The sequence below is a fragment of the Streptomyces sp. NPDC079020 genome, from assembly GCF_044542225.1.
In the GTDB taxonomy this organism is placed as follows: domain Bacteria; phylum Actinomycetota; class Actinomycetes; order Streptomycetales; family Streptomycetaceae; genus Streptomyces.
Map to the genome: position 1 here is coordinate 26,756 of NZ_JBITUB010000011.1, position 23,718 is coordinate 50,473.

Consider the following 23,718-nt stretch of genomic DNA (forward strand, 5'->3'; position numbering starts at 1 on the left):
CGTGGAGAACCTGATTGCGCTGCTCGTCGCGGCGCCCCTGCTCGGAGCGGCGGTCCTGCTGTGCGGCGGCCGTCGGCTGGACCGCGCCGGACACTGGATCGGCACACTGCTCGCCGCCGCCTCGTTCGTCGTCGGAGTCGTCCTCTTCCTCGACATGCTGGGCAGGACGGCCGATGACCGGGCCCTGCACCAGAAGCTGTTCAGCTGGATTCCGGTCGAGGGCTTCCAGGCCGACATCGCCTTCCAGCTCGACCAGCTGTCGATGACGTTCGTGCTGCTGATCACGGGTGTGGGCACGCTGATCCACATCTATTCCATCGGCTACATGGAGCACGACGAGCGCAGGCGCCGCTTCTTCGGCTATCTGAACCTGTTCCTCGCGGCGATGCTCGTGCTCGTCATCGCCGACAACTACCTGCTGCTGTACGTCGGGTGGGAGGGCGTCGGCCTGGCGTCGTACCTGCTGATCGGTTTCTGGCAGCACAAGCCCAGCGCGGCCACCGCCGCAAAGAAGGCCTTCCTGGTCAACCGGGTCGGCGACATGGGCCTGTCGATCGCCATCATGCTGATGTTCACCACCTTCGGCACCTTCACCTTCGGCCCGGTGCTGGAGGCGGCCGGTGGGACGGGCCAGGGCAAGCTGACGGCCATCGGCCTGATGCTGCTGCTCGCCGCCTGCGGCAAGTCGGCCCAGGTGCCGCTCCAGTCGTGGCTCGGTGACGCGATGGAGGGCCCGACCCCGGTCTCCGCCCTCATCCACGCCGCCACCATGGTGACCGCCGGTGTCTATCTCATCGTCAGGTCCGGCGCGATCTTCAACGAAGCCCCGGACGCGCAGCTGGTCGTCGTCATCGTCGGCGCCGTCACGCTCCTGTTCGGTGCGATCGTCGGTTGCGCGAAGGACGACATCAAGAAGGCGCTCGCCGGTTCGACGATGTCGCAGATCGGCTACATGATCCTGGCCGCGGGCCTCGGCCCCATCGGCTACGTCTTCGCGATCATGCACCTGGTGACGCACGGCTTCTTCAAGGCCGGGCTCTTCCTCGGTGCCGGTTCGGTCATGCACGGCATGAACGACGAGGTCGACATGCGCAAGTACGGCGGTCTGCGGAAGTACATGCCGGTCACCTTCATCACCTTCGGACTCGGCTATCTCGCGATCATCGGCTTCCCCGGTCTGTCCGGCTTCTTCTCCAAGGACAAGATCATCGAGGCGGCCTTCGCCAAGGGCGGCACCGAGGGCTGGATCCTCGGCTCGGTCGCCCTGCTGGGCGCCGCGATCACCGCGTTCTACATGACCCGCGTGATGCTGCTGACGTTCTTCGGCGAGAAGCGCTGGCAGCCGGACGCCGAAGGGCACGAGCCGCACCCGCACGAGTCCCCGAAGTCGATGACGATCCCCATGATCGTGCTGGCCTTCGGTTCGGTCTTCGCCGGTGGCTTCTTCTCCATCGGCGACCGGTTCATGCACTGGCTGGAGCCCGTCACGGGCCACGACCACGGCGATGCCCCGGTCAGCGCGGCCACCGTCACCGGCGCCACCATGGTGGTCCTGGTCATCGGCGTCGCCATCGCCTGGCTGATGTACGGACGCAAGCCCGTCCCCGTCGTCGCCCCGCGCGGCTCGCTGCTCACCCGGGCCGCCCGCCGCGACCTGCTCCAGGACGACTTCAACCATGTGGTCCTGGTCCGCGGAGGCGAGCACCTCACCCGCTCCCTGGTCTATGTCGACCACACCCTGGTCGACGGTGTCGTCAACGGCACAGCCGCCTCGGTCGGCGGGCTCTCCGGCCGGCTGCGCAAGCTGCAGAACGGCTACGCCCGCTCCTACGCGGTCTCGATGTTCGGCGGTACGGCCGTGCTCATCGCCGCAACCCTGCTGATGAGGGCGGTCTGATCACCATGTCCTTTCCTCTCCTGACAGCGACGGCCGCGCTCCCGGCGATCGGCGCGATCGTCACCGCCGCCGTCCCGGCCGCCCGGCGCACCGCCGCCAAATGGCTCGCGCTGCTCTTCTCGCTGGGCACGTTCGTCCTGGCGGCCATCGTCTTCCTCCGCTTCGAACCCGGCGGCGACCGCTACCAGCTCACCGAATCGCACGCCTGGATCGCCGACTTCGGGGTGCGGTACGAACTGGGTGTGGACGGCATCGGGGTGGCGCTCCTCGCGCTCACCGCCCTGCTGATCCCGTTCGTCATCGTGGCCGGCTGGAACGACGCCGACCCCCTGGAGACGCGCTCCTCGCGCTGGCGGCCCACCCAGGGCTTCTTCGCCCTGATCCTGATGGTCGAAGCGATGGTGATCCTCTCCTTCGAGGCCACCGACGTCTTCCTCTTCTACATCCTGTTCGAAGCCATGCTCATCCCGATGTACTTCCTCATCGGCGGCTTCGGGGACCGGGCCCACGCCGGCAGCGACGAGAACGCGGCGACGCAACGCTCGTACGCCGCGGTGAAGTTCCTCCTCTACAACCTGGCCGGCGGCCTGATCATGCTGGCCGCGGTCATCGGCCTGTACGTCGTCGCGGGGAGCTTCTCGCTCTCCGAGATCGCCCAGGCGCGGGCCGACGGATCGCTGGAGATGGCGACCAGCACCGAGCGGTGGCTGTTCCTCGGGTTCTTCTTCGCCTTCGCGGTGAAGGCCCCGCTGTGGCCACTGCACACCTGGCTGCCCAACGCGATGGGCGAGGCGACCGCGCCGGTCGCCGTGCTGATCACCGCGATCGTCGACAAGGTCGGCACGTTCGCGATGCTCCGCTTCTGCCTCCAGCTCTTCCCGGAGGCCAGCAAGTGGGCGACGCCCGTCGTCCTCGTCCTGGCGCTGATCTCCATCGTGTACGGGGCGCTGCTCGCGGTCGGCCAGCGCGACATCAAGCGGCTGATCGCCTACGCCTCGATCTCGCACTTCGGCTTCATCATCCTGGGCATCTTCGCGATGACCAGTCAGGGCCAGTCGGGCGCCACGCTCTACATGGTCAACCACGGCATCTCGACGGCCGCGCTGCTGCTGGTCGCCGGGTTCCTGATCACCCGGCGCGGCTCGCGGCTCATCGCGGACTACGGCGGGGTGCAGAAGGTGGCACCCGTGCTGGCCGGGACCTTCCTGATCGGCGGTCTGGCCACGCTCTCGCTGCCCGGCCTCGCCCCGTTCGTCAGCGAGTTCCTGGTGCTGGTCGGCACGTTCAGCGCGTATCCGGTGGCGGGCATCATCGCCACCTCCGGCATCGTGCTCGCCGCGCTCTACGTCCTCGTCCTCTACCAGCGCACGATGACCGGCCCGGTCAAGGCCTCGGTCCAGGGGATGCCGGACCTCAGGGCGCGGGAGCTCGTGGTGGCTCTCCCGCTGATCGCGCTGCTGGTCCTCCTGGGGGTCTTCCCGAAGCCGCTCACCGAGGTCGTCAACCCTGCGGTGCAGCACACCCTGCATGACGTACAGAAGAAGGACCCCCAGCCCGAGGTGGAGGCCGCCAAGTGAGCGCAACAGCTGTCCACAGCCTGTGGACGACGGCGGGCGGGTGGACGACGGCCGCCCCGGACCAGACGTTCAAGGCGCCGGCCATCGAGTACGGCCAACTGGCGCCGGTGCTGATCGTGATCGGCGCCGCCGTCCTCGGCATCCTGGTGGAGGCCTTCGTGCCGCGCCGGGCCCGTTACCACACGCAGGTCTTCCTGACCGTCGTGGCCCTCGCCGCCTCGTTCGCCGCGGTCGTGGCCCTCGCGGCCGACGGGTACGCCTCCGAGCCGCACCTCGCGGCGATGAAGGCCATCGCGATCGACGGCCCCACGCTGTTCCTCCAGGGCACCATCCTGCTGGTCTCGGTGGTGGCGGTCTTCACCTTCGCCGAGCGGCGGCTGGACCCCGAGTCGCACGGCAACCGGGTCGACTCCTTCGTCGCGCAGGCCGGCGCCGTACCGGGCAGCGACGGCGAGAAGGCCGCGGTCAGGGCCGGTTTCACCACGACCGAGGTCTTCCCTCTGGTCCTCTTCTGCATCGCGGGCATGCTGGTCTTCCCGGCCGCCAACGATCTGCTGACCCTCTTCATCGCCCTCGAAGTCTTCTCGCTCCCGCTCTACCTCCTGTGCGCCCTCGCCCGCCGCAAGCGGCTGATGTCGCAGGAGTCCGCGGTGAAGTACTTCCTGCTCGGCGCGTTCTCCTCGGCGTTCTTCCTGTTCGGGATCGCCCTGCTCTACGGGTACGCGGGCTCCCTCTCGTACGCCCGGATCGCCGAAGTGGTCGACGGCTCCGTCCTGGAGATCGACCCGGCCCTCGCCGACACCATGGGCAACGACGTGCTGCTGCTCATCGGCGGCGCGATGGTCCTGACCGGACTGCTCTTCAAGGTCGGCGCGGTCCCGTTCCACATGTGGACCCCGGACGTCTACCAGGGCGCCCCGACCCCGGTCACCGGCTTCATGGCCGCGGCCACGAAGGTCGCCGCGTTCGGTGCGCTGCTGCGCCTGATCTACGTGGTGCTGCCGGGGCTCACCTGGGACTGGCGCCCGGTCATGTGGGGCGTGGCCATCCTCACGATGCTGGGCGGGGCGATCGTCGCGATCACCCAGACCGACATCAAGCGGATGCTGGCCTACTCCTCCGTCGCGCACGCGGGCTTCATCCTCTCGGGTGTCATCGCGACCAACCCGAACGGCATCTCCTCGGTCCTCTTCTACCTCGCCGCGTACTCCTTCGTGACGGTCGGCGCCTTCGCCGTCGTCACCCTGGTCCGCGACGCGGGCGGCGAGGCCACGCACCTGTCCAAGTGGGCCGGCCTCGGACGGCGCTCGCCGCTGGTCGCCGCGGTCTTCGCGGTGTTCCTGCTGGCCTTCGCCGGTATCCCGCTGACCTCGGGCTTCTCCGGGAAGTTCGCGGTCTTCAAGGCGGCGGCGGAGAGCGGCGCGGGCACTCTGGTCGTGGTCGGTGTGATCTCCTCGGCCATCGCCGCGTTCTTCTACATCCGGGTCATCGTCCTGATGTTCTTCAGCGAGCCGAAGGCGGACGGCCCGACGGTTGCCGTCCCGTCCCCGCTGACGATGACGACGATCGGTGTCGGTGTCGCGGTCACGCTGGTGCTGGGCCTGGCCCCGCAGTACTTCCTGGACCTGGCGGGTCAGGCGGGAGTGTTCGCGCGGTAAGCGGCGAGCGGCAGGCCGTCACCGACCCACCCGCCGGGCGGGCCCGATCTCCGGGCCCGTCCGGCGTTGTCACTGATGGCGCCTATCGTGGCAGGGGACGGTGCGGGCGTAGCGCGACGGAACCCAGGGACAGAGCGATGAGCGGAACGGGCATGACCATGGATGTGACCGAGAGCGATGCGCAACGCACACTGCATCGCGTATTCGGGTACGAATCGTTCCGCGGCGAGCAGGGCGCGGTCATCGAGCATGTGGTGGCGGGCGGCGACGCGGTCGTGCTCATGCCGACCGGCGGCGGCAAGTCCCTCTGCTACCAGATCCCGGCGCTGGTCAGGCCCGGCACCGGCATCGTCGTATCACCGCTGATCGCCCTCATGCAGGACCAGGTGGACGCCCTGCGGGCACTCGGGGTGCGGGCCGGCTTCGTCAACTCCACCCAGGACCTCGACGAGCGCCGCTCGATGGAGGCCCAGTTCCTCGCGGGCGAGCTCGACCTGCTGTACCTGGCACCGGAGCGGCTGCGCCTGGACTCCACGCTCTCCCTGCTCGCCCGCGGCGAGATCTCCGTCTTCGCGATCGACGAGGCGCACTGTGTGGCCCAGTGGGGCCACGACTTCCGCCCCGACTACCTGACCCTGTCCGTGCTGGGCGAGCGCTGGCCGGACGTCCCGCGGATCGCGCTGACGGCGACCGCGACCGACGCCACGCACCGGGAGATCACCCAGCGCCTGGGGATGCCCGACGCCAAGCACTTCGTCGCCAGCTTCGACCGGCCCAACATCCAGTACCGCGTCGTACCGAAGTCCGACCCGAAGAAGCAGCTGCTGAGCTTCCTGAAGGAGGAGCACGACGGGGACGCGGGCATCGTCTACTGCCTGTCGCGCAACTCCACCGAGAAGACCGCCGAGTATCTCTGCCGCAACGGCATCGAGGCCGTGCCGTACCACGCGGGACTGGACGCCGGGACGCGCGCCGTCCACCAGGCGCGCTTCCTGCGCGAGGAGGGCCTGGTCGTCGTCGCGACCATCGCCTTCGGCATGGGCATCGACAAGCCGGACGTCCGCTTCGTCGCCCACCTCGACCTGCCGAAGTCCGTCGAGGGCTACTACCAGGAGACCGGCCGCGCGGGCCGCGACGGGGCGCCGTCCACGGCATGGATGGCCTACGGACTCCAGGACGTCGTCCAGCAGCGCAAGCTGATCCAGGGCGGGGAGGGCGACGAGGCGTTCCGCCGCCGGGCGGCGTCCCACCTGGACTCGATGCTGGCTCTGTGCGAGACCGTGCAGTGCCGCCGGGCCCAGCTGCTGACGTATTTCGGCCAGGAGCCTTCGGCGGAGTCCTGCGGAAACTGCGACACCTGCCTCACCCCGCCCGAGACCTGGGACGGCACGGTCGTCTCGCAGAAGCTGCTGTCCACCGTGGTGCGGCTGAAGCGCGAGCGCGGGCAGAAATTCGGTGCCGGTCAGATCATCGACATCCTGCTGGGCCGCAAGACCGCGAAGATCATCCAGTTCGACCACGACCAGCTCTCCGTCTTCGGCATCGGCGAGGAACTGGCCGAGGCGGAGTGGCGGGGCGTCGTGCGCCAGCTGCTCGCCCAGGGGCTGCTCGCGGTCGAGGGGGAGTACGGCACGCTGGTGCTCACCGAGGACAGCGCCACCGTGCTCGGCCGGGAGCGCGAGGTGCTGCTGCGCAAGGAGCCCAAGAAGCCCACCTCCCGGTCCACGAAGAGCGAGCGCTCCTCGAAGGCGGCGGCGGCCGTCGCCGAGCTGCCCGAGTCGGCCGTCCCGGTCTTCGAGGCGCTGCGCGCCTGGCGCGGCGCGACGGCGAAGGAGCAGGGCGTCCCGGCGTACGTCATCTTCCACGACGCGACCCTGCGGGAGATCGCCGCACTGCGCCCCGGCTCACTGGCCGAGCTCGGCGGCATCAGCGGCCTCGGCGAGAAGAAGCTGGCGACGTACGGGGAAGGGGTGCTGGCCGTACTTGCGGAGCTGGGCCCGGCACCGGCCGAGCCGGAGCCCGCGTCCCCGGCCCCCGCGCCGGCCCCCGCACCCGCACGGACCCGGGCCGCGGCTCCCGCCGCCCGTCCGGCCGCTGACCGTCCGGCTGTTCCGGACAGCGATCCGGAGTTCGGCTGGGACGAGGAACCGCCCGAGTACGAGTGAGTGCCGGGCGCTCCGGGGCGGGGCGGTGGACCTAACCCAGGTCCGCCGCCCGTCGGCGAGGGGTGATCGCGGTGAGGTCCAGATCGATCGGGAAGGGCACGGACACCTTCATCCGGTCGTGGAAGATCCCGGTCGAGGTGTAGGCGCCGGTGGCCGGTTCCCGCTCGAAGACGTAGACCACGGCCCGCCCGTCGTGGTTCTCGACCCGCCAGTAGTGGGGGATGGTCGCACGGGCGTACTTCACGGGCTTGGTCTCCCGGTCGCGCGACCGGGACTCGGGGGAGACGACCTCGATGGCCAGACGCACGGAACCGGCGGGGAACCGGGTCTGGTCCGGATCACCGATGATCTCACCGTCGATGACGATCACATCGGGCTCGGGCCGGTTGTAGCGGTCGATGTCGATGGTGAACTCGCGCACCACCTCCAGCTCGGGCGGGGCAAGCGACTGCAACTGCCAGTTGAAGAAGTCGACCGCCCGTGAATGGAACAAGGTCTGCGGACTCACGAAAACGAGGCTCCCGTCGATCAGCTCCGTGTGCGGAGGCAGATTCGGGAGTGTGTCCAGGTCATCGGCGGTCCAGCCGCCCTCGGGCGGAACCGCCCACCGCGGCTCGGGGGCCTCGGGTTCGACGCTCATCAGTGCTCCCATGCGACGGAGTCTCGCGGGTCCGGCCAGCGTATCCGCCGGGAACCGGACGCGGCTCCCCCGAACGTGTGAACGCATCGCGCGCGCCGCTGACCACCGGTCCCGCTCGCCCCGCACCAGCCCCCCGCACCCGCCCGTGCCGGTCGGGCGGGCACCGTCACACCCGGACCGCGCCGGCCGGCGGCAGCGCCCCGGGGAGCTTCGGTCCGGGTGTGTCCGGGGTCATGGCGCGGGCACGATCCGGCCGGTCACCTCGCCGAGGCCGACGCGCGTCCCGTCCGGGCCCGGGGCCCACGCGGTCAGGGTCACCGTGTCGCCGTCCTCCAGGAAGGTCCGCTTGCCCTCGGGCAGGTCCAGCGGGTCGCGGCCGTTCCAGGTGAGTTCGAGGAGGGAGCCGCGCTGGCCCGGTTCGGCGCCGCTGACCGTGCCGGAGCCGTACAGATCGCCGGTGCGCAGCGAGGCGCCGTTCACCGTCATCTGCGCCAGCTGCTGGGCCGCCGTCCAGTACATGGAGGAGAACGGCGGCTCCGCGACCACCTGTCCGTTGATCGCGACGGAGATCCGCAGGTCGATGCCGCCCGGCTCCTCCTCCCGCGCGTCGTCGAGGTAGGGCAGGAGCGGGAAGTCACGGGCGGGCGGCGCGGTACGGGCCGCTTCCAGGGCCTCCAGCGGGGTCACCCACGCCGATACGGAGGTGGCGAAGGACTTGCCGAGGAACGGGCCCAGCGGCACGTACTCCCAGGCCTGGATGTCGCGCGCCGACCAGTCGTTGAGCAGCGAGAGTCCGAAGACGTGCTCGCGGAAGTCGCCGAGCGGGACCGGGGTGCCCTGCTCCGAGGGGACGCCCACGACGAATCCGACCTCGGCCTCGATGTCCAGCTTCACCGAGGGGCCGAAGACCGGCGCCGGGTCGGAAGGGGCCTTGCGCTGGCCGGCGGGCCGCACCACATCCGTACCGGAGACGACGACCGTGCCCGCCCGGCCGTGGTAACCGATCGGCAGGTGCTTCCAGTTGGGCGTCAGCGCGTCGCCGTCCGGGCGGAAGATCCGGCCGACGTTGGTGGCGTGGTGCTCGCTCGCGTAGAAGTCGACGTAGTCCGCGACCTCGTAGGGGAGGTGCAGCGTCACCGAGTCGACGGGGTGCAGCAGCGGCTCGATGTCCGTGCGGTGGGCCGGGACGCTCACCCAGGCGGTGAGCGCCCGCCGTACGTCGCGCCAGGCCGTGCGCCCGGCCGCGAGCAGCGGGGTCAGGCTGGGCTGGGCCAGCAGCTGGGCGTAGGGCGAGCCGAGCGCGTGCGCGGCCGCTCCGGCGTCCAGCACATGGTTGCCGATGCGGACGCCGACCCGGCGGTCGTCGGGGTGGTCGGGGGTGGAGAACACTCCGTACGGAAGGTTGTGCGGGCCGAAGGGATCGCCCTCGGCCAGATCGAGCGGGCTGCTCTGCTCGGACATGTGTTGCTGCCTCGCTTTCCAGGTCGCTTGGGGGACACGTTACGTCGCCGCACCCGCCCCGCGTCAGTGCCCCAACTATGCGCAATGCCCGGAAAGTTCTGTGGGGCACCCGGAAATCCGGATGCCCCACGCGTACCTCCGGGCGGCTTACCCCGCCGTGCGCGGAATGCGCTTCTCCCAGGTGCGGTGGAAGACGACCTCGTCGCCGTCCTTGCAGACCACCTCGTTGGAGGTGATGAAGTCGTCCGTGTCCGCGCTGATCTCGGAGCGGGTCTCGATCCGCACGTCCCAGCCCATCTCGGGCCGGTGGAGCCGGATCGTCCAGTCGGAACGGGTCCGGGCGGAGAGCGGGTCGTCCTCCTGGACCGTGTATGTCTCGACCGCGTCCTCGGTGAATTCGAGCCCGTCGGGGTAGACCCGTGTCCCGCCGTACCGCGGGTCGACCTCCATCCGCCATTCGCCCTTGGCGACATCGCGGACCACCAGCCGCTCGGGGCGCTGCTCGTCGAGGGTCACCGGGTAGACGACGCCCAGCGGTTCGGACTGTTCCGGCGCGCCGAAGACGATCGCGGGGTCCTCAGTGCGGCGGCGCACCGGGAGTTCCACGAAGCTCCCCTCCGCGTCGAGGGTGAAGCCCGCCGAGCCGGCCTGCGGCCAGATCCAGGGCCAGTACGAGGAGGAGACCGCGAGCCTGATCCGGTGTCCGGGCGGGAAGGTGTGCCCGATGCCGTTCAGCTCGAACGTCACGTCCTCGGTCGCGCCGACGGGCCAGTCCTCGCAGCGGTCGCGCCCGTGGCGGGCCGAGAGGTTGAGGACACCGCGGGTGACCAGCGTGGAGGAGCCGTCCGGGGCCACGTCGCACAGCCGGGCGATGGCCTGGCCGCGCGGTACGTCCATCCGGATCCGGAGCTTCACGCGGGGGCGGCCCAGGATCTCGATGGGGGCGCTCTCGACGGGGAATTCGAACGACACCGACTTGGCGTCCTCGTCGCGCTGGTCGGGCGGCAGGTCGGCGTCATTGCCGAACGGGAAGAAGCGGCCCGCGTCCACCCCGGTCTGCTGCGGCGAGCGCACGATCCGGGCGCCGCCCTGGAGGGCGTACGCGACCGGCGCCACGTTCTCCGAGGGCCAGCTCGCGTCGCCGACCCAGCGGCCGGGCAGCGTCTCGTACACCGTCGCGGGCGGGTGCGAGCCGCTGATCCAGGACCGCAGCAGCGGCTCCGCCATCACCCCGGTGTCCTTGCCCTTGAGGTGCTGGTCCCACCAGCGCAGCGTCTCCTGGAGGAAGCCGATCGCCGGTCCCGGCGGCAGCCCCCGGTCCGGGTACTGGTGCGACCACGGCCCGATCAGCCCGCGGACCTGCCCGGGGTCGAGGTGTTCGACGAGCCGGAGGACGGTGTCGCGGTACGGGTCGTGCCAGCCGCCCACCGCGAGGACGTTCGCCTTGATGGCGCCGTAGTCCTCGCAGACGCTGCCGTGCTTCCAGTAGTCGTCGCGGGTCTGGTGGGCCAGCCAGGTGTGGATGAAGGGGTCGACCGCCTCCAGCCGCTTGAGCCACATGTCCTTCCAGCCGTCGCCGACCTGGGCCGGGTCCGGCGGGCGGGAGACGAAGGCGAGCATGGTGGCCGCCCAGGCGTGCATGTCGACGGCGAGGACGGAGCCGCCCATGTAGTGGACGTCGTTGTCGTAGCGGTCGTCGGTCGAGCAGACGGTGACGACCGCCTTCAGCGGCTCGGGGGCGAGCGCGGCGATCTGGAGCGAGTTGAAGCCGCCCCAGGAGATGCCGAACATGCCGACCCGGCCGGAGCACCACTCCTGCTGGGCCAGCCAGTGGATGACGGCGACCCCGTCCTCCAGCTCGGTCGCGTCGTACTCGTCGCCCGGCATGCCCTCGCTGTTGCCGTGGCCCCGGACGTCGACCCGCACGGAGGCGTAGCCGTGGCCCGCGTACCAGGGGTGGCGCTGCCAGTCGCGGGGCGCCGTCCAGTCGCTCAGCCGGTAGGGCAGGTACTCCAGGAGGGCGGGGACGGGCTCGTCGGTGAGCGGCCGCCAGATCCGGGCGTACAGCCGCGTTCCGTCCGGCAGCGGGATGGAGACGTCCTCGCGGGTGGTCTCGTACGGGAACTCGGTGCTGATGTGCATGGCGGTACCTCAGTGGACGGGGTGCATGGTGCGCTTGAGCCAGGGGGCGGCGGCGATCATCGCCACACCGGCCACCACCGCGATCGCACCGTTGACACCGAAGTAGGCGGGGTTGGAGACCTCGCCGTACAGCTTCACGATCTGCGCCTGGATGCCGTTGGCGAGGGCCAGCGACAGGAACCACAGCGCCATCGTCTGGCTGGCGAAGGCCTTGGGGGCGAGCTTCGTCGTGGCGGACATGCCGGAGGTCTCCAGCAGGATGTCGCCGAGCCCCAGCAGCAGGTACGAGCCGACGATCCACCAGGCGGCCATCTTGTACGTGTCGTCGGCGTGCCCGGACGTGGGCAGGACCATCAGCAGGAACGAGAGCCCGCCGAGGATCACACCGAACGCGATCTTGTTGGAGGCGTGCGGCTGGCGGGTGCCCATCCGGGCCCAGACGGCGGCGACGACGGGCGCCAGCGCGACCTCGAAGGCGCCGAGCGCGGAGGCGTACCAGCTGGCCGGGAAGTGGAAGCCGAAGATCTCGGTACGGGCGTTGGTCGACGCGAGCAGCATCATCGTCGAGTACGCCTGGAAGAGGATGAAGTTGAAGACGACGGACCCCAGGAACAGCACCACGTACGGGCGCAGCCTGCCGCGCTCCTCCGCGGTCACCCGGGGGCTCCTGAACATGACCACGAAGTAGACGACCGGGGCGATCACCGAGATCACGGTGAGCACGTCGACGAACCGGTCCATCGTGAGCCAGCCGGCCAGCACCAGCGCGGTGGCGAGGGCGGCGACCACGACGGCCCCGACGATGATCAGCCGCACGGCGCGGCGCATCGGCGCGGAGGCGAGCGGGAACTCCGCGCCGTGCTTACGCCCGGCCAGGTGACGCCGGCCCGCCACGTACTGGATGAGGCCGAGCGTCATACCGACGGCGGCGGCCGAGAAGCCCCAGTGCCAGCTCGCGTGGTCACCGAGCCAGCCGGTGATCAGCGGACCGGCGAAGGCGCCGATGTTGATGGCCATGTAATAGAGGGCGAAGCCGGCGTCGCGCCGCTCGTCGTCGGTGCGGTAGAGCTTGCCGACCATGGAGGCGACATTGGGCTTGAGCAGACCCGTACCGGCGCTGATCAGGCCCAGACCGACCCAGGTCATGGTGTCGGTGGGCACGGCCATCGAATAATGGCCGCAGGCGATGAGGATGCCGCCGTACAGGACGGCGCGGTACGAGCCCAGAATGCGGTCGGCGAGCCAGCCACCGGCCACGGAGACCAGATAGACCAGGGTGCCGTAGGCGGCGGAGACGGAGGCGGCGGTGCCAGCGTCCATCCCCATGCCGCCGTTCGACACCGTGTCGGCGAAGAAGAGGACCAGGATCGCCTGCATGCCCAGGAACGAGAAACGCTCCCAGACCTCCAGGCCGGACAGGGTCATCAGCCCCCGTGGCTGGCCGAAGAAGGCGTGGTCGTCCCCGGGCGGGGGCTGTGTCGACTCGGTGTCGTTGGTGGTGTGCGACAAAACGGCAACTCCTGATCGTATGAGCTGATCCCGAACATACCGGCGGTGGCGGGAAGGCGCCCACGGTGATCCAAAGAGGACCGGATACGCTGAGTTGAGTGAAGACAGCGACACATCGACAATCCGTGTGATCGTCAGTAGACAGGAGACCCCTTCGTGACCGTCGTCGGGCCGTTCGGACTGCGCGTGCGGGACCAGGCTCTTGAGGCCGATGTCCAGACGGGTATGGCCGCTGTCGAGGCGGGGCTGCTCGAAGCGACCAAGAGTGACGTCCCCTTCATCACGGAAGCCGCGCAGCACCTCCTCCGTGCGGGCGGCAAACGTTTTCGGCCACTGCTGGTCATGCTGGCGTCCCAGTTCGGCGACCCGGACGCGCCCGGGATCGTTCCCTCGGCCGTCGTCGTGGAGCTGACCCATCTGGCCACGCTCTACCACGACGATGTGATGGACGAGGCGGACGTGCGCCGCGGGGTCGACAGCGCCAATGTCCGCTGGGGCAACTCCGTCGCCGTCCTGACCGGCGACTTCCTCTTCGCCCGCGCCTCGCACATCCTGGCCGACCTCGGCCCGGAGGCCGTACGCATCCAGGCGGAGGCCTTCGAGCGCCTGGTCACCGGCCAGATCCTGGAGACGGCGGGACCGGGCGACGGCCGCGACCCGGTCGGCCACTACCTGGACGTCCTGAGCGGCAAGACCGGCTCGCTGGTCGCCGTGTCCGGGCGGTTCGGTGCCCTGATGTCCGGTGCCGACGAGCGGGTCGTCGACATCCTCACCCAGTACGGGGAGCGCCTGGGTATCGCCTTCCAGCTCGCCGACGACGTCCTCGACATCGCGTCCGACTCCCACGAGTCCGGCAAGACCCCCGGCACCGATCTGCGTGAGGGCATTCCCACGCTCCCGGTCCTGCGGCTGCGGGCGCAGGCGGCGGCCGACGGAAAGCCCGACGACCTGGAGCTCGTGGAGCTGCTGGACGGCGATCTGAGCGACGACGCCCGGCTGGCCGAGGCACTGCGCAGGCTGCGCGCCCACCCGGCGCTGGAGCAGGCCCGTCAGGACACCGTCCGCTACGCCAAGGAGGCGCGGGCCACGCTGGCGCCGCTGCCCGAGGGCTACGCCAAGTCCGCGCTGGCGGAGCTGTGCGACGCCGTGGTGCACCGCGCCGGCTGACACACCGTTCGCGAGGGCAGTGCCGCCGGCGGCGCTGCCTCTTTCGCGCTGCCCCTTTCTGCCCTGCTTCTCTCGTCCTGCCTCCTTCGCCCTCCCTCTTTCGGCCCTGTGCGCCCGGCGTACCCCTAGTGGACGGCCGGTCCCGGCCCCTCGGTTGTCATACCGCAGCAGTAGGCGGAGTTGATCCCGGGGGCTGACGCTTCGGGAGGCCCGGTTTGGTCAGATGGAGAACAACCACTCCTGACCACATCGGGTGAGAATGGCGGCAGGGAGTGGACGTGACCAACGGACGGACGCCGCCGACCACGGAGGTAGGGCACACATGGCACCGAACGACAGCGCAGAGACCACCGGCAAGGCCACGGGCACTGTCGTGGGCCGCCGGAAGGCGGCGCGATACATCGTCCCCGTCGCGGTGGCGGGGGTGGCGGCCGCGACGATCGGACTCGTCCCGGCCCTCGCGGACTCCGGTGACCCCGAGCTGCCGAAGATCAGCGCCCAGGAACTCATCGAGAAGATCGCGTCCTCGGACGAGCAGCGGCTCTCCGGCACGCTGAAGATCAGCACCGACCTCGGCATCCCGTCCCTCGGCGGTCTCGCCGGCTCCTTCGCCCCGGGCGCCGGCGGTTCGGACGGCGGCTCCGGCGCGGCCCCGGAGGACAAGCTCATGGAGCTGACCTCCGGTACGCACACGCTGCGGGTGGCGGTGGACGGCCCCGACAAGCAGCGGCTCTCGATCCTCGGGGACGCCGCCGAGTACAACCTCATCCACAACAAGGGCGAGGTCTGGGCGTACGACAGCAAGTCCGGCGAGGTCTACCACGCCGCGGCGGACGCCGGGCAGCAGAAGCAGCGGGAGCAGCGGCACCAGGCACCCGAGGGTCTCCCGGCCACGCCGAAGGCGCTCGCCGAGCAGGCTCTCGCGGCGGCCGGGGACACCACCTCGGTCACCGTGGACGGCACCTCGCGGGTGGCGGGGCGTGACGCGTACCAGCTGCTGATCAAGCCGAAGCAGTCCGGCTCGACGGTCGGTTCGATCCGGGTCGCGGTCGACGCGGCCAACGGTGTGCCGCTGAAGTTCACCCTGTCCGCGAGCGGCGGCGGCAAGGCCGTGGTCGACGCGGGCTTCACCAAGGTCGACTTCGGCAGGCCCGATGCCTCCTCGTTCTCCTTCACCCCGCCCAAGGGCGCGAAGGTGACCGAGGCGGACGACCTCGATGCCGGGGCGGAGAAGCGGGGCGGGGCCGGGAAGCTGCCGGAGCAGTTCGCCGGGCCGGAAGGCATGAAGGCCCTGGAGGACGTCGAAGGGGTGAACGTGATCGGCGAGGGCTGGACCTCGGTCGCCCGGATCAAGACGCCCGGCGGTTCGGGCCTGCCCACCGGCGGTCTGGCGGACTCGAAGGGCATGCCCGCCGAGGCCCAGGGGTTCCTGGACGCCCTGGGTGACAAGGTCACCGGGAAGTTCGGCTCGGGCACGGTCTTCAAGACCCGCCTGGTGAACGCCCTGCTGACGGACGACGGCACCGTCTACGTCGGAGCGGTCACGAAGGACGCGCTGGTGCAGGCGGCCAACGGCGCCAAGTAGGCGCCCGGGTGATTCAGTACCCACGGTGAACGAAGCCGCCCCGCCGCGCGCACCGCGCGGCGGGGCGGCCCGCTGAGCCGGGCCGGCCGGGCTCGGCCGAGGTGCGAGGGGTGTGCATGACCGGGACGGCGCATACGGCCGACGGCGGTACGGCGGTACGACGATGAGCGCGGCGGCGACCCGTGGCGGGGGCGCGGGCGCGGCAGGTGGCGGGACGGCCCCTGCGGCCGAGGGCGGGGCGGCGGGCACGGCAGGCGGCGGGGCGGCGGAGGCCGTGATCGAGACCCGCGGCCTCACCAAGCGCTACCGAGGCGGCCAGCTCGCCGTCGACGGCCTCGATCTCACCGTCCCCGGCGGCAGCGTCTTCGGCTTCCTCGGCCCCAACGGCTCCGGGAAGACCACCACGATCCGGATGCTCATGGGCCTCATCGACCCGACGTCCGGCACCGCCCGGGTGCTCGGCAGCCCCATGCCGGGCGGCGCCCGCAGTGTGCTCCCGCAGGTCGGTGCGCTGATCGAGGGCCCGGCGCTGTACGGCTTCCTGACCGGCCGGGACAATCTGCTGCGCTACGACTCCGCCGACCCGACCGCCGACCCCCGCACCCGGCGCGCCCGCGTCTCGCACGCCCTGGACCGGGTCGGGCTCGCGGCCGCCTCGGGCAAGAAGGCCAAGGCGTACTCCCTCGGCATGAAACAGCGCCTCGGGCTCGCCGCCGCCCTGCTCCGGCCGCGCCGCCTGCTCGTCCTCGACGAACCCACCAACGGCCTGGACCCGCAGGGCATGCGGGAGATCCGCTCCCTCGTCCGGGAACTGGCGGCGGAAGGCACCACGGTCTTCCTCTCCTCCCACCTCCTGGACGAGATCGAACAGGTCTGTACGCACGCCGCGGTGATGGCCCGCGGCCGGCTGATCGTCCAGGGACCCGTCGCCGAACTGGCCGCGGGCGCCCGGGGCCGGCTCACCGTCACCACCCCCGACCCGGGCGACGCCGCCCGGGTCCTTGAGAAGCACGGGATCACCGGCCTGCGGACGGACGGCGACCGGCTGACCGGTGACGCCCCGCCCGGCGGCACGGAACTCGCCGACCTCAACGCGGCACTGGTGGGCGCCGGGGTGCGGGTGCGGGCCTTCGGCGTCGAACGGGCCTCGCTGGAGGACGCCTTCGTCGCACTGACCGGAGAGGGATTCGATGTCGCGGGCTGAACCGACGGGTGTACGTGACGAAGTCACCGGCGCGGGGGCCGGTGCCACCGGCGCACGGGCCGCCCGCAACCCTCTGTGGACGTTCGGAATCCTGCGCTCCGAAGTCACCACCACGCTGCGCCGCTGGCGGACCCTCGCCCTGCTCGGCGTGCTCGCCGCCGTACCCGTACTGATCGGGATCGCGGTCAGGATCGAGACGGGCGGCGGCGGCGACGGCGCCCGGGGCGGGGCCGGGGGGCCGGCGGGCCCGGCCTTCCTCACCCAGGTCACCAACAACGGCCTCTTCCTGGTCTTCGCCGCCCTCGCCGCGACGCTCCCGGTCTTCCTGCCGATGGCCGTCGGCGTCGTCGCGGGCGACTCGATCGCGGGCGAGGCGAACGGCGGCACCCTGCGCTATCTGCTCGTCGCCCCGGCGGGCCGCACCCGGCTGCTGCTCGCCAAGTACGCCAGTGTGCTCGTCTTCTGCCTGGTCGCGACGCTGGTCGTGGCGGCGTCGGCGCTGGCCGTGGGCGCGCTGCTCTTCCCCCTCGGCGAGGTCACCACGATCTCCGGGACCCGGATCGGCTTCGGCGAGGGGCTGTTGCGGGCCGGACTGATCGCGCTGGTGGTCGCCGCGTCGCTGACCGGCTTTGCGGCACTGGGCCTGTTCGTCTCGACGCTGACCGGCAGCGGGATCGCGGCGATGGCGGCCACGGTCGGCCTGCTGATCACGGTGCAGATCCTGGGTTCGATCCCCCAGCTGAGCGCAGTCCACCCCTATCTCTTCCCGCACCACTGGCTGTCCTTCGCGGACCTGCTGCGCGACCCCGTCCACTGGGACGGGATCGTCAGGAACCTCGGCCTTCAGGGGATGTACGCGGCGGTGTTCGGCTCGGCGGCCTGGGCCCGCTTCACCGCCAAGGACATCACTGCCTGAACGGCCCGGGAAGCGCCGGGCGGCCGGGCGGGGAGGGGCGGGGTGACGCGGCGGTCCGGGCGCGGTCCTGGCTTGATCCGGACGGTAGGGGCTCGCCCGCACCGTCGGCCGGGCGAGCCGTCCCCCGATCGGCTCGTCGCGGCGCGAACGGCACGAACGGTGCGGACAACGGGAACGACACGACACGGTACGTTCCGTTTCCGCCTCGGTATTGTTCGACTTCTGGCGACGACCTGTCAACAAGAAATGGCTTGAAGAGCCCTATGCTCACCGAATGATCACATCGCCGAGTTCCCAGCGCCGCAGCGAGAGATCACGACGCGCGACCCTTCGGGCAGCGCTCGACCTGTGTACGGAGAAGGGGTACGGCCGGGTCACGGTCGAGGCCATCGCGGCCCGCGCCGGTGTGAGCAAGAAGACCATCTACCGCTGGTGGCCGTCGAAGGGCGCGGTGCTGCTGGAGGCGTTCACCGAGGCGCTGGTCGATGCCACCCCGTTCGTCGACACCGGTGACATCGGCGCCGACCTGCGGGGCCATGTGGCGGCCGCGGTGAAGCTGCTCTCGACGCCGCCGTTCGGCCCCGCGTACGCGGGCATCCTCTCCGAGGTCCACCACGACGACGTGCTCGCGCAGGCGGTCAGGGAGCAGCTGGTCGACCCCCGGTTCGAGGCGGCGGTGGCGCGGCTGCGCGCCGCTCAGGAGCAGGGGCAGATCCCGGCGGGCGCGGACCTTCCGCTGGCGGTGGAGATGCTCTACGGCCCCGTCTACTACCGCCATGTGCTGCGCAGGCCGGTCCACGACGAGGCGACGGTCGCCGCGCTGGTGGCACATGTGCTGCGCGCGCTGGGCGCGGAGGGCTACTGAGAGCCCGCCGGGTGAGCGGTCCGCGGTCCGCGGTTCGCGGGATCCGGCCGCGGGCCGGTGCGCGGCCGGCCGCGCACCGCCCGGTGTCCGGCCGGCCGCCGGGCCGGTCAGCCGTCGATCAGCCGCTGGACCGCGTCGCCGTAGTGCGCGGCCAGGGCCGTACGGTCGGCTCCCGTCAGTACGGAGTCCTCCACCACGTGCAGTGAGGTGAGCAGGCCGCCGATCTGGGCCGCCACCAGGTGGGCGCGGAGTTCGGCGTCCGCCCCGTCGAGCCGGGGCACGAGCGGGGCGGCGAAGGAGCGCTCGATCGTCGCCCGCAGGGTCCGCTGGACCTCGGTCCGGTCGGAGGCCCGGAAGAGCGCGGCGAGCGAGGCCACGGCCAGCGCGCCCGCGGTGGACGACGAGAGGCCCACCACATGCTCCACCAGCGCCCGGCCCATCCCCTCCAGCGGACCCTCCATGATCCGGGTTGCGGGCAGGTCGACGGCCATCGCCTCGACGAAGAGCTGCTCCTTGGAGCCGAAGTGGCGGATCACCAGAGCCGCGTCGACGCCGGCCCGCGCGGCGACCGCCCGGATGCCGACCGCGCCGAAGCCCTCGCGTGTGAACAGTTCCCGGGCGGCGTCGTGGATCTCCTGCCTGGTCACGGCGGCGGATCGGCGCGGCCTGGGGGCCCGCTGCGGCTCGGTCACGGCTGGGATCTCCGTTGCTCGTTGGGAAAGTCATCATAGATGACTTACGGTTGTCATCAATGGTGACAACTTCGAGCGAGCGAGCGAGGAACAGGACGATGGACCGTCTCAAGGACAGGACCGCACTCATCACCGGGGCCGGCAGCGGCATCGGCCGGGCCGCCGCCGAGCTGATGAGCCGGGAGGGCGCCCGGGTCGTGGCCGCCGACCACGACACGGCCGCGGCGGAGGAGACCGCCCGGCTGATCGAGGCCGCCGGCGGCCGGGCCCTCCCGGTGACCGTCTATGTCACCGACGACGCCTCGATGGCCGACACGGTGGCGGCGACGGTCGCGGAGTTCGGCGGCCTGGACGTGCTCTGCAACCACGTGGGCGGCAGCGATCCCCGGAAGGACCTGGACCTGCTGCGGCTGGACATGGACGAGTTCGAGCGGGCCGTCGCCCTCAACGTACGCAGCACCCTGCTCGGCTCCCGGCACGCGGTCCCGCACATGATCGAGGCCGGGGGAGGCTCCATCATCAACACCGCCTCGGTGGCCGGGCTGGTCGGCGACGTCCTCCAGATCTCGTACGGCGCGGTGAAGGCCGCCGTCGTCAACCTCACCAAGTCGATCGCCGTCCAGTACGGCCCGCACGGTGTGCGCTGCAACGCCGTGGCCCCCGGGGCGGTCATGACCCCCGCGCTGCGGGACAACCTCCCCGCCGGTGTCATCGAGGCGCTCAAGGGCTACAACGCGCTGCCCTACCTCGGCACCCCCGAGGACATCGGCCACACGATGGTCTTCCTCGCCTCCGACGAGTCCCGCTATCTCACCGGCCAACTCCTGGTGGTCGACGGCGGCATGACCGTCCAGTCGCCCGCCGTCCCGGGCCGGCGGGCCATGCTGCCGCCCGCCTGAGGGGCGCTCGTGACGGGGCAGGAGGCACCGGCCGGCGCCACCCGGCTGCCGCCATCCGGTCGCCGGGGCGCGTGCGCCGGGTGATGCTGGTCTGGCGCGCGGCGGTTCCCCGGCGTGCCGGAGAGCCTGAGGGCGGGGTGAAGCCGTGTCGGACACCGAGGGAACGGTCGCTGCCGGTACGGAGCCGGACGACCGGGACGGCGGAGGCGTCAGGGGCGGCGGTGGCGGCGGAGGTGCCGGGGGCGGCGGTGACGGCGGAGGTGCCGGGGGCGGCACGGCCGAAAGGGGCACCAGGGACGGCGCGGCCGAAAGGGGCGGCGGAGGCGCCGCGGGCGGCGGCCCGGCCGGTCTGGACGAGGCCCTCCTGGACACGCTGTTCGCCCAGTCCTCGGTCGGCCTGATCGTGCTCGATCCCGAACTGCGGGTCGTCCGGGCCAACTCCCTCGTCGATGCCGCCCACGTCCAGGAGATGATCGGCGATCACTTCACCGATGTGTACCGCCTCAACAAACCGCACCTGGCGGCCGAGGTGCTGCGGAGCGTGCTCGTGGGCGAGGGGCCCGTACGCGACCGGCTGATCCGCGGCAGGCTCCGCCGGCTGCCCGGACCGGAGCGCAGCTTCAGTGTCTCCGTGTACCGGCTCGACGGCCCCGACGAAGCGCCCCGGGGCGTCCTGGCAGCGGTCGTCGACGTCACCGAACGGGAACGTGCGCGAGCGCGGGAGAGCTGTCTGGCCGCCGTACGCGAGCGGGTGGGCGGGGCGCTGGACGTCGCGGAGACCTGCCGTTCGCTCGTGGACGCCGTGGTGCCGGGGTTCGCCGATCTGGCCGTGGTCGAGGTGGTCGACGACGTCCTGCGCGGCGCGGACCCGCCGGTGGGCCCGCTCGGGCCCGATGTGCCGCTGCGCCGGGCCGACCCGGAGGGCGGGACCCGTCGGCTGCCCTACCGCACGCCGTACGCGCTGGCGGTGTCGGACCTCCGGCCCCGGCTCGTCCAGCTCGGCCCGGACACCGTGTGGCTGGACGCGGACCCCGACAGCGCCCGCCTGATCGAGTCGGCCGGCGCCCACTCGCTGATCGTGGTTCCCCTGACGCTGCGCGGCGCCGTCCTCGGGCTGGTGAGCCTCTACCGGTGCGGGGACAGCGAGCCGTACGACGAGGACGACCTGCTCGTCGCGCGGACGGCGGCCGCCCGTACCGCGCTGAGCGTCGACAACGCCCGCCGCTACGAACGCAGCCATGTGATCGCCTCGACCGTCCAGCGCCGGCTCCTCCCGCAGCAGGAGGGCGACCAGGCCGCCGTGGAGACGGCCCATGTCCTGCTGCCCGGACGCAACAGCGGCTGCTGGTTCGACACCATCGCGCTGTCCGGAGCCCGGACGGGCCTCGTCGTCGGCAGCGTGGCGGGGCAGGGCCTGGAGGCGGCCATCGCCATGGGGCAGCTGCGTATGGTCATCCAGGCGCTGGCCGGTCTCGACCTGGAACCGGACGAGATGCTGGCCCGGCTGAACGACACCGCCGAACGCCTCGCCGCCGAACGCGCGGACCTGCCCCGCGCCGACGCCCTGCAGGGCGAACCGCTGTCGGCGGCGTGCGTGTACGCGATCTACGACCCCTTCACCCGCACCTGCACCCTCGCGAGGGCCGGAAACCCGGCGCCGGTGGTCATCGCACCGGACGGGAGCGCGCCGCCCGTCGACGTGCCAGAGGGGCCCGCGCTCTTCTCCGCCGACAGTGCGCCGTTCGCGACGGCCGTCCTCACCCTGGAGGAGGGCAGCCTCCTCGCCTTCTGCACCGAGGCCCTGCTCCCCGACGCACAGGCCGCCGCGCGCATCCGGCGCACACTCGCCGCCCCGGAGCGCGGCCTGCACGACCTGAGCGACGCCCTCGTCTACGGACTTCCGGCCGACGCCCACTCCGACGGTGCCGCCCTGCTCCTCGTCCGTACCGGCACCGTCCCGGCGCACCGTGTCGCGACCTGGGACCTGCCGCACGACCGCAGGACGCCCTCCACCGCGCGGGTGCTCGTACGCGGCCGGCTCCAGGGCTGGAACCTCGACGGGGCGACGATCGACGCGACCGAACTGATCGTCAGCGAACTGGTCACCAACGCCGTCCGCTACGGCACCCCGCCGCTGCGGCTGCGCCTGCTGCTGGGCCCCACGCTGACCTGCGAGGTCCATGACAGCAGCGCGGTGTCCCCGCATCTGCGCCACGCCCGGTCGGCCGACGAGGGCGGCCGGGGACTGTTCATCGTCTCCCAGCTCGCCTCGCACTGGGGGACCCGGCACGGCCCGCGGGGCAAGACGCTGTGGACCGAGCAGGACATCGGCGCCCCCGCCGCGGCGGACTGAGAGAGCCCCGCCCCGCCCCTCTTGCCGGGCCGGACCCGCTCCGGCGGACCGGGAGAACCCGCCCCGCTCGCCCGGCCGGACCCGCCCCGGTGGGCCGGGAGAACGTTCCGGCGCTCAGCCGAACAGCCGCTCCAGTACCACCGCGACGCCGTCGTCCTCGTTCGACAGCGTCACCTCGTCGGCCGCCGCGCGCAGTTCCGGGTGGGCGTCGGCCATCGCGACCCGGTGGCCGGAACGGCGGAACATCGGCAGGTCGTTGGGCATGTCGCCGAACGCGACCGCGTGCGCCGGATCGATCCCCAGCGCCTCGGCGGCCAGCGCGAACCCGGTGCCCTTGTCCACGCCGTACGGGGCGAGTTCGACTGTGCCGGGGCCCGCCACCGTGACCGTCGCGAGGTCGCCCACGGCCGCGCGGGCGGCGGCGGCCAGGGCGTCGTCGCCCAGTTCCGGGTGGCGTACCAGCACCTTGACGACGGGCGCGGCCCACAGGGCGGCGCGGTGGTCGACCCGGACGGCGGGGAGGCCGGTGTGCGGCATCCGGTAGCCCGGTTCGATCAGGGTCAGGCCGTCCTCGCCGTCCTGGTCCACGGCGGCGGACACCGCTCCGACCTCCGCCTCGATCTTGCCGAGCGCGGCGTCGGCCAGCTCCCGGTCGAGGGGCACCGAACACAGCATGCGCCGCGATCCGGCGTCGTACACCTGGGTCCCCTGCCCGCAGACGGCGGGGCCGCGGTAGTCCAGGTCCGCGAGCAGCTCCCGTATGCCGGGCACCGACCGCCCGGTCACGATCATGTGCCGGGCTCCGGCCGAGGCGGCCAGGGCCAGGGCGGCCCGGGTGCGCGGGCTCACGGTGTCGTCCGGACGCAGCAGTGTGCCGTCCAGGTCCGTGGCGACGAGGGCATACGCGGGTGGCATGGGCATGAGCCCAGCCTAGAAGGGACACGGATGGCCCCTTGTGCGAACCGAAACGATCCGGTAGGCCGCCGGG

17 protein-coding genes are annotated in these 23,718 nt (G+C 71.6%); 11 read left to right on the forward strand and 6 right to left on the reverse strand.

Going from position 1 to position 23,718, the window contains the following annotated elements; translation table 11 throughout:
* Position 1 precedes the first annotated feature (1 nt).
* From nuoL to recQ, 4 genes are all read left to right on the forward strand, one after another.
* Entirely contained in the window at positions 2-1,897 is a 1,896-nt protein-coding gene (gene nuoL, locus ACIGJO_RS22980) for an NADH-quinone oxidoreductase subunit L (RefSeq protein WP_399960876.1), read from the forward strand.
* A gap of 5 nt (positions 1,898-1,902) precedes the next feature.
* Positions 1,903-3,474: an NADH-quinone oxidoreductase subunit M gene (locus tag ACIGJO_RS22985; protein WP_399960878.1), complete on the forward strand. Its 1,572-nt coding sequence runs from the start codon at positions 1,903-1,905 to the stop codon at positions 3,472-3,474.
* A complete protein-coding gene (gene nuoN / locus ACIGJO_RS22990; RefSeq protein WP_399960880.1) occupies positions 3,471-5,132 on the forward strand; it encodes an NADH-quinone oxidoreductase subunit NuoN in 1,662 nt (553 codons plus the stop codon). Before ACIGJO_RS22985 ends, nuoN begins: the two co-directional genes overlap by 4 nt.
* 137 nt (positions 5,133-5,269) lie before the next feature.
* A complete protein-coding gene (gene recQ / locus ACIGJO_RS22995; RefSeq protein ID WP_399960882.1) occupies positions 5,270-7,297 on the forward strand; it encodes a DNA helicase RecQ in 2,028 nt (675 codons plus the stop codon).
* 31 nt (positions 7,298-7,328) lie between these two features.
* Here the strand turns inward: recQ and ACIGJO_RS23000 are convergent, their stop codons facing one another.
* The 4 genes from ACIGJO_RS23000 to ACIGJO_RS23015 all read right to left on the reverse strand — a co-directional run bounded on the left by ACIGJO_RS23000 (position 7,329) and on the right by ACIGJO_RS23015 (position 13,049).
* Positions 7,329-7,937, reverse strand: coding sequence for a Uma2 family endonuclease (locus ACIGJO_RS23000; RefSeq protein ID WP_399961252.1), 609 nt, complete (start codon positions 7,935-7,937; stop codon positions 7,329-7,331).
* A 231-nt stretch (positions 7,938-8,168) separates the two neighbouring features.
* The gene (gene fahA / locus ACIGJO_RS23005; RefSeq protein WP_399960884.1) at positions 8,169-9,398 is read right to left on the reverse strand and encodes a fumarylacetoacetase; all 1,230 of its coding nucleotides are present in this window, start codon (positions 9,396-9,398) and stop codon (positions 8,169-8,171) included.
* A 147-nt stretch (positions 9,399-9,545) separates the two neighbouring features.
* A complete protein-coding gene (locus tag ACIGJO_RS23010; RefSeq protein ID WP_399960886.1) occupies positions 9,546-11,540 on the reverse strand; it encodes a CocE/NonD family hydrolase in 1,995 nt (664 codons plus the stop codon).
* 9 nt (positions 11,541-11,549) lie between these two features.
* Entirely contained in the window at positions 11,550-13,049 is a 1,500-nt protein-coding gene (locus tag ACIGJO_RS23015) for a peptide MFS transporter (protein WP_399960888.1), read from the reverse strand.
* Positions 13,050-13,205: 156 nt separating this feature from the next.
* On the opposite strand from ACIGJO_RS23015, the gene ACIGJO_RS23020 reads away from it, so the two are divergent.
* From ACIGJO_RS23020 to ACIGJO_RS23040, 5 genes are all read left to right on the forward strand, one after another.
* Positions 13,206-14,216, forward strand: coding sequence for a polyprenyl synthetase family protein (locus ACIGJO_RS23020; protein ID WP_399960890.1), 1,011 nt, complete (start codon positions 13,206-13,208; stop codon positions 14,214-14,216).
* 322 nt (positions 14,217-14,538) lie between these two features.
* Positions 14,539-15,801 carry an outer membrane lipoprotein carrier protein LolA gene (locus ACIGJO_RS23025; protein WP_399960892.1) on the forward strand — a complete coding sequence of 421 codons (1,263 nt, stop codon included), beginning with the start codon at positions 14,539-14,541 and terminating at the stop codon, positions 15,799-15,801.
* Positions 15,802-15,964: 163 nt separating this feature from the next.
* Positions 15,965-17,005 (forward strand): ABC transporter ATP-binding protein, encoded by a 1,041-nt coding sequence (locus tag ACIGJO_RS23030; protein ID WP_399961255.1) that lies wholly within the window; start codon positions 15,965-15,967, stop codon positions 17,003-17,005.
* On the forward strand, positions 16,992-17,921 hold the full coding sequence (locus ACIGJO_RS23035; protein WP_399960894.1) for an ABC transporter permease: 930 nt from the start codon (positions 16,992-16,994) through the stop codon (positions 17,919-17,921). Before ACIGJO_RS23030 ends, ACIGJO_RS23035 begins: the two co-directional genes overlap by 14 nt.
* A gap of 274 nt (positions 17,922-18,195) precedes the next feature.
* Positions 18,196-18,786, forward strand: coding sequence for a TetR/AcrR family transcriptional regulator (locus tag ACIGJO_RS23040; RefSeq protein ID WP_399960896.1), 591 nt, complete (start codon positions 18,196-18,198; stop codon positions 18,784-18,786).
* Between the two features lie 107 nt (positions 18,787-18,893).
* Here ACIGJO_RS23040 and ACIGJO_RS23045 read toward each other — a convergent pair whose 3' ends face one another.
* On the reverse strand, positions 18,894-19,478 hold the full coding sequence (locus ACIGJO_RS23045) for a TetR family transcriptional regulator (protein ID WP_399960898.1): 585 nt from the start codon (positions 19,476-19,478) through the stop codon (positions 18,894-18,896).
* Positions 19,479-19,576: 98 nt separating this feature from the next.
* Here ACIGJO_RS23045 and ACIGJO_RS23050 point away from each other — a divergent pair, with 98 nt between their 5' ends.
* Positions 19,577-20,377, forward strand: coding sequence for an SDR family NAD(P)-dependent oxidoreductase (locus tag ACIGJO_RS23050; protein WP_399960900.1), 801 nt, complete (start codon positions 19,577-19,579; stop codon positions 20,375-20,377).
* Positions 20,378-20,726: 349 nt separating this feature from the next.
* A complete protein-coding gene (locus ACIGJO_RS23055; RefSeq protein WP_399961257.1) occupies positions 20,727-22,730 on the forward strand; it encodes a SpoIIE family protein phosphatase in 2,004 nt (667 codons plus the stop codon).
* Between the two features lie 114 nt (positions 22,731-22,844).
* Here ACIGJO_RS23055 and ACIGJO_RS23060 read toward each other — a convergent pair whose 3' ends face one another.
* Complete coding sequence (locus tag ACIGJO_RS23060; RefSeq protein ID WP_399960902.1) at positions 22,845-23,651, reverse strand: HAD family hydrolase; 807 nt, start codon at positions 23,649-23,651, stop codon at positions 22,845-22,847.
* Positions 23,652-23,718 lie beyond the last annotated feature (67 nt).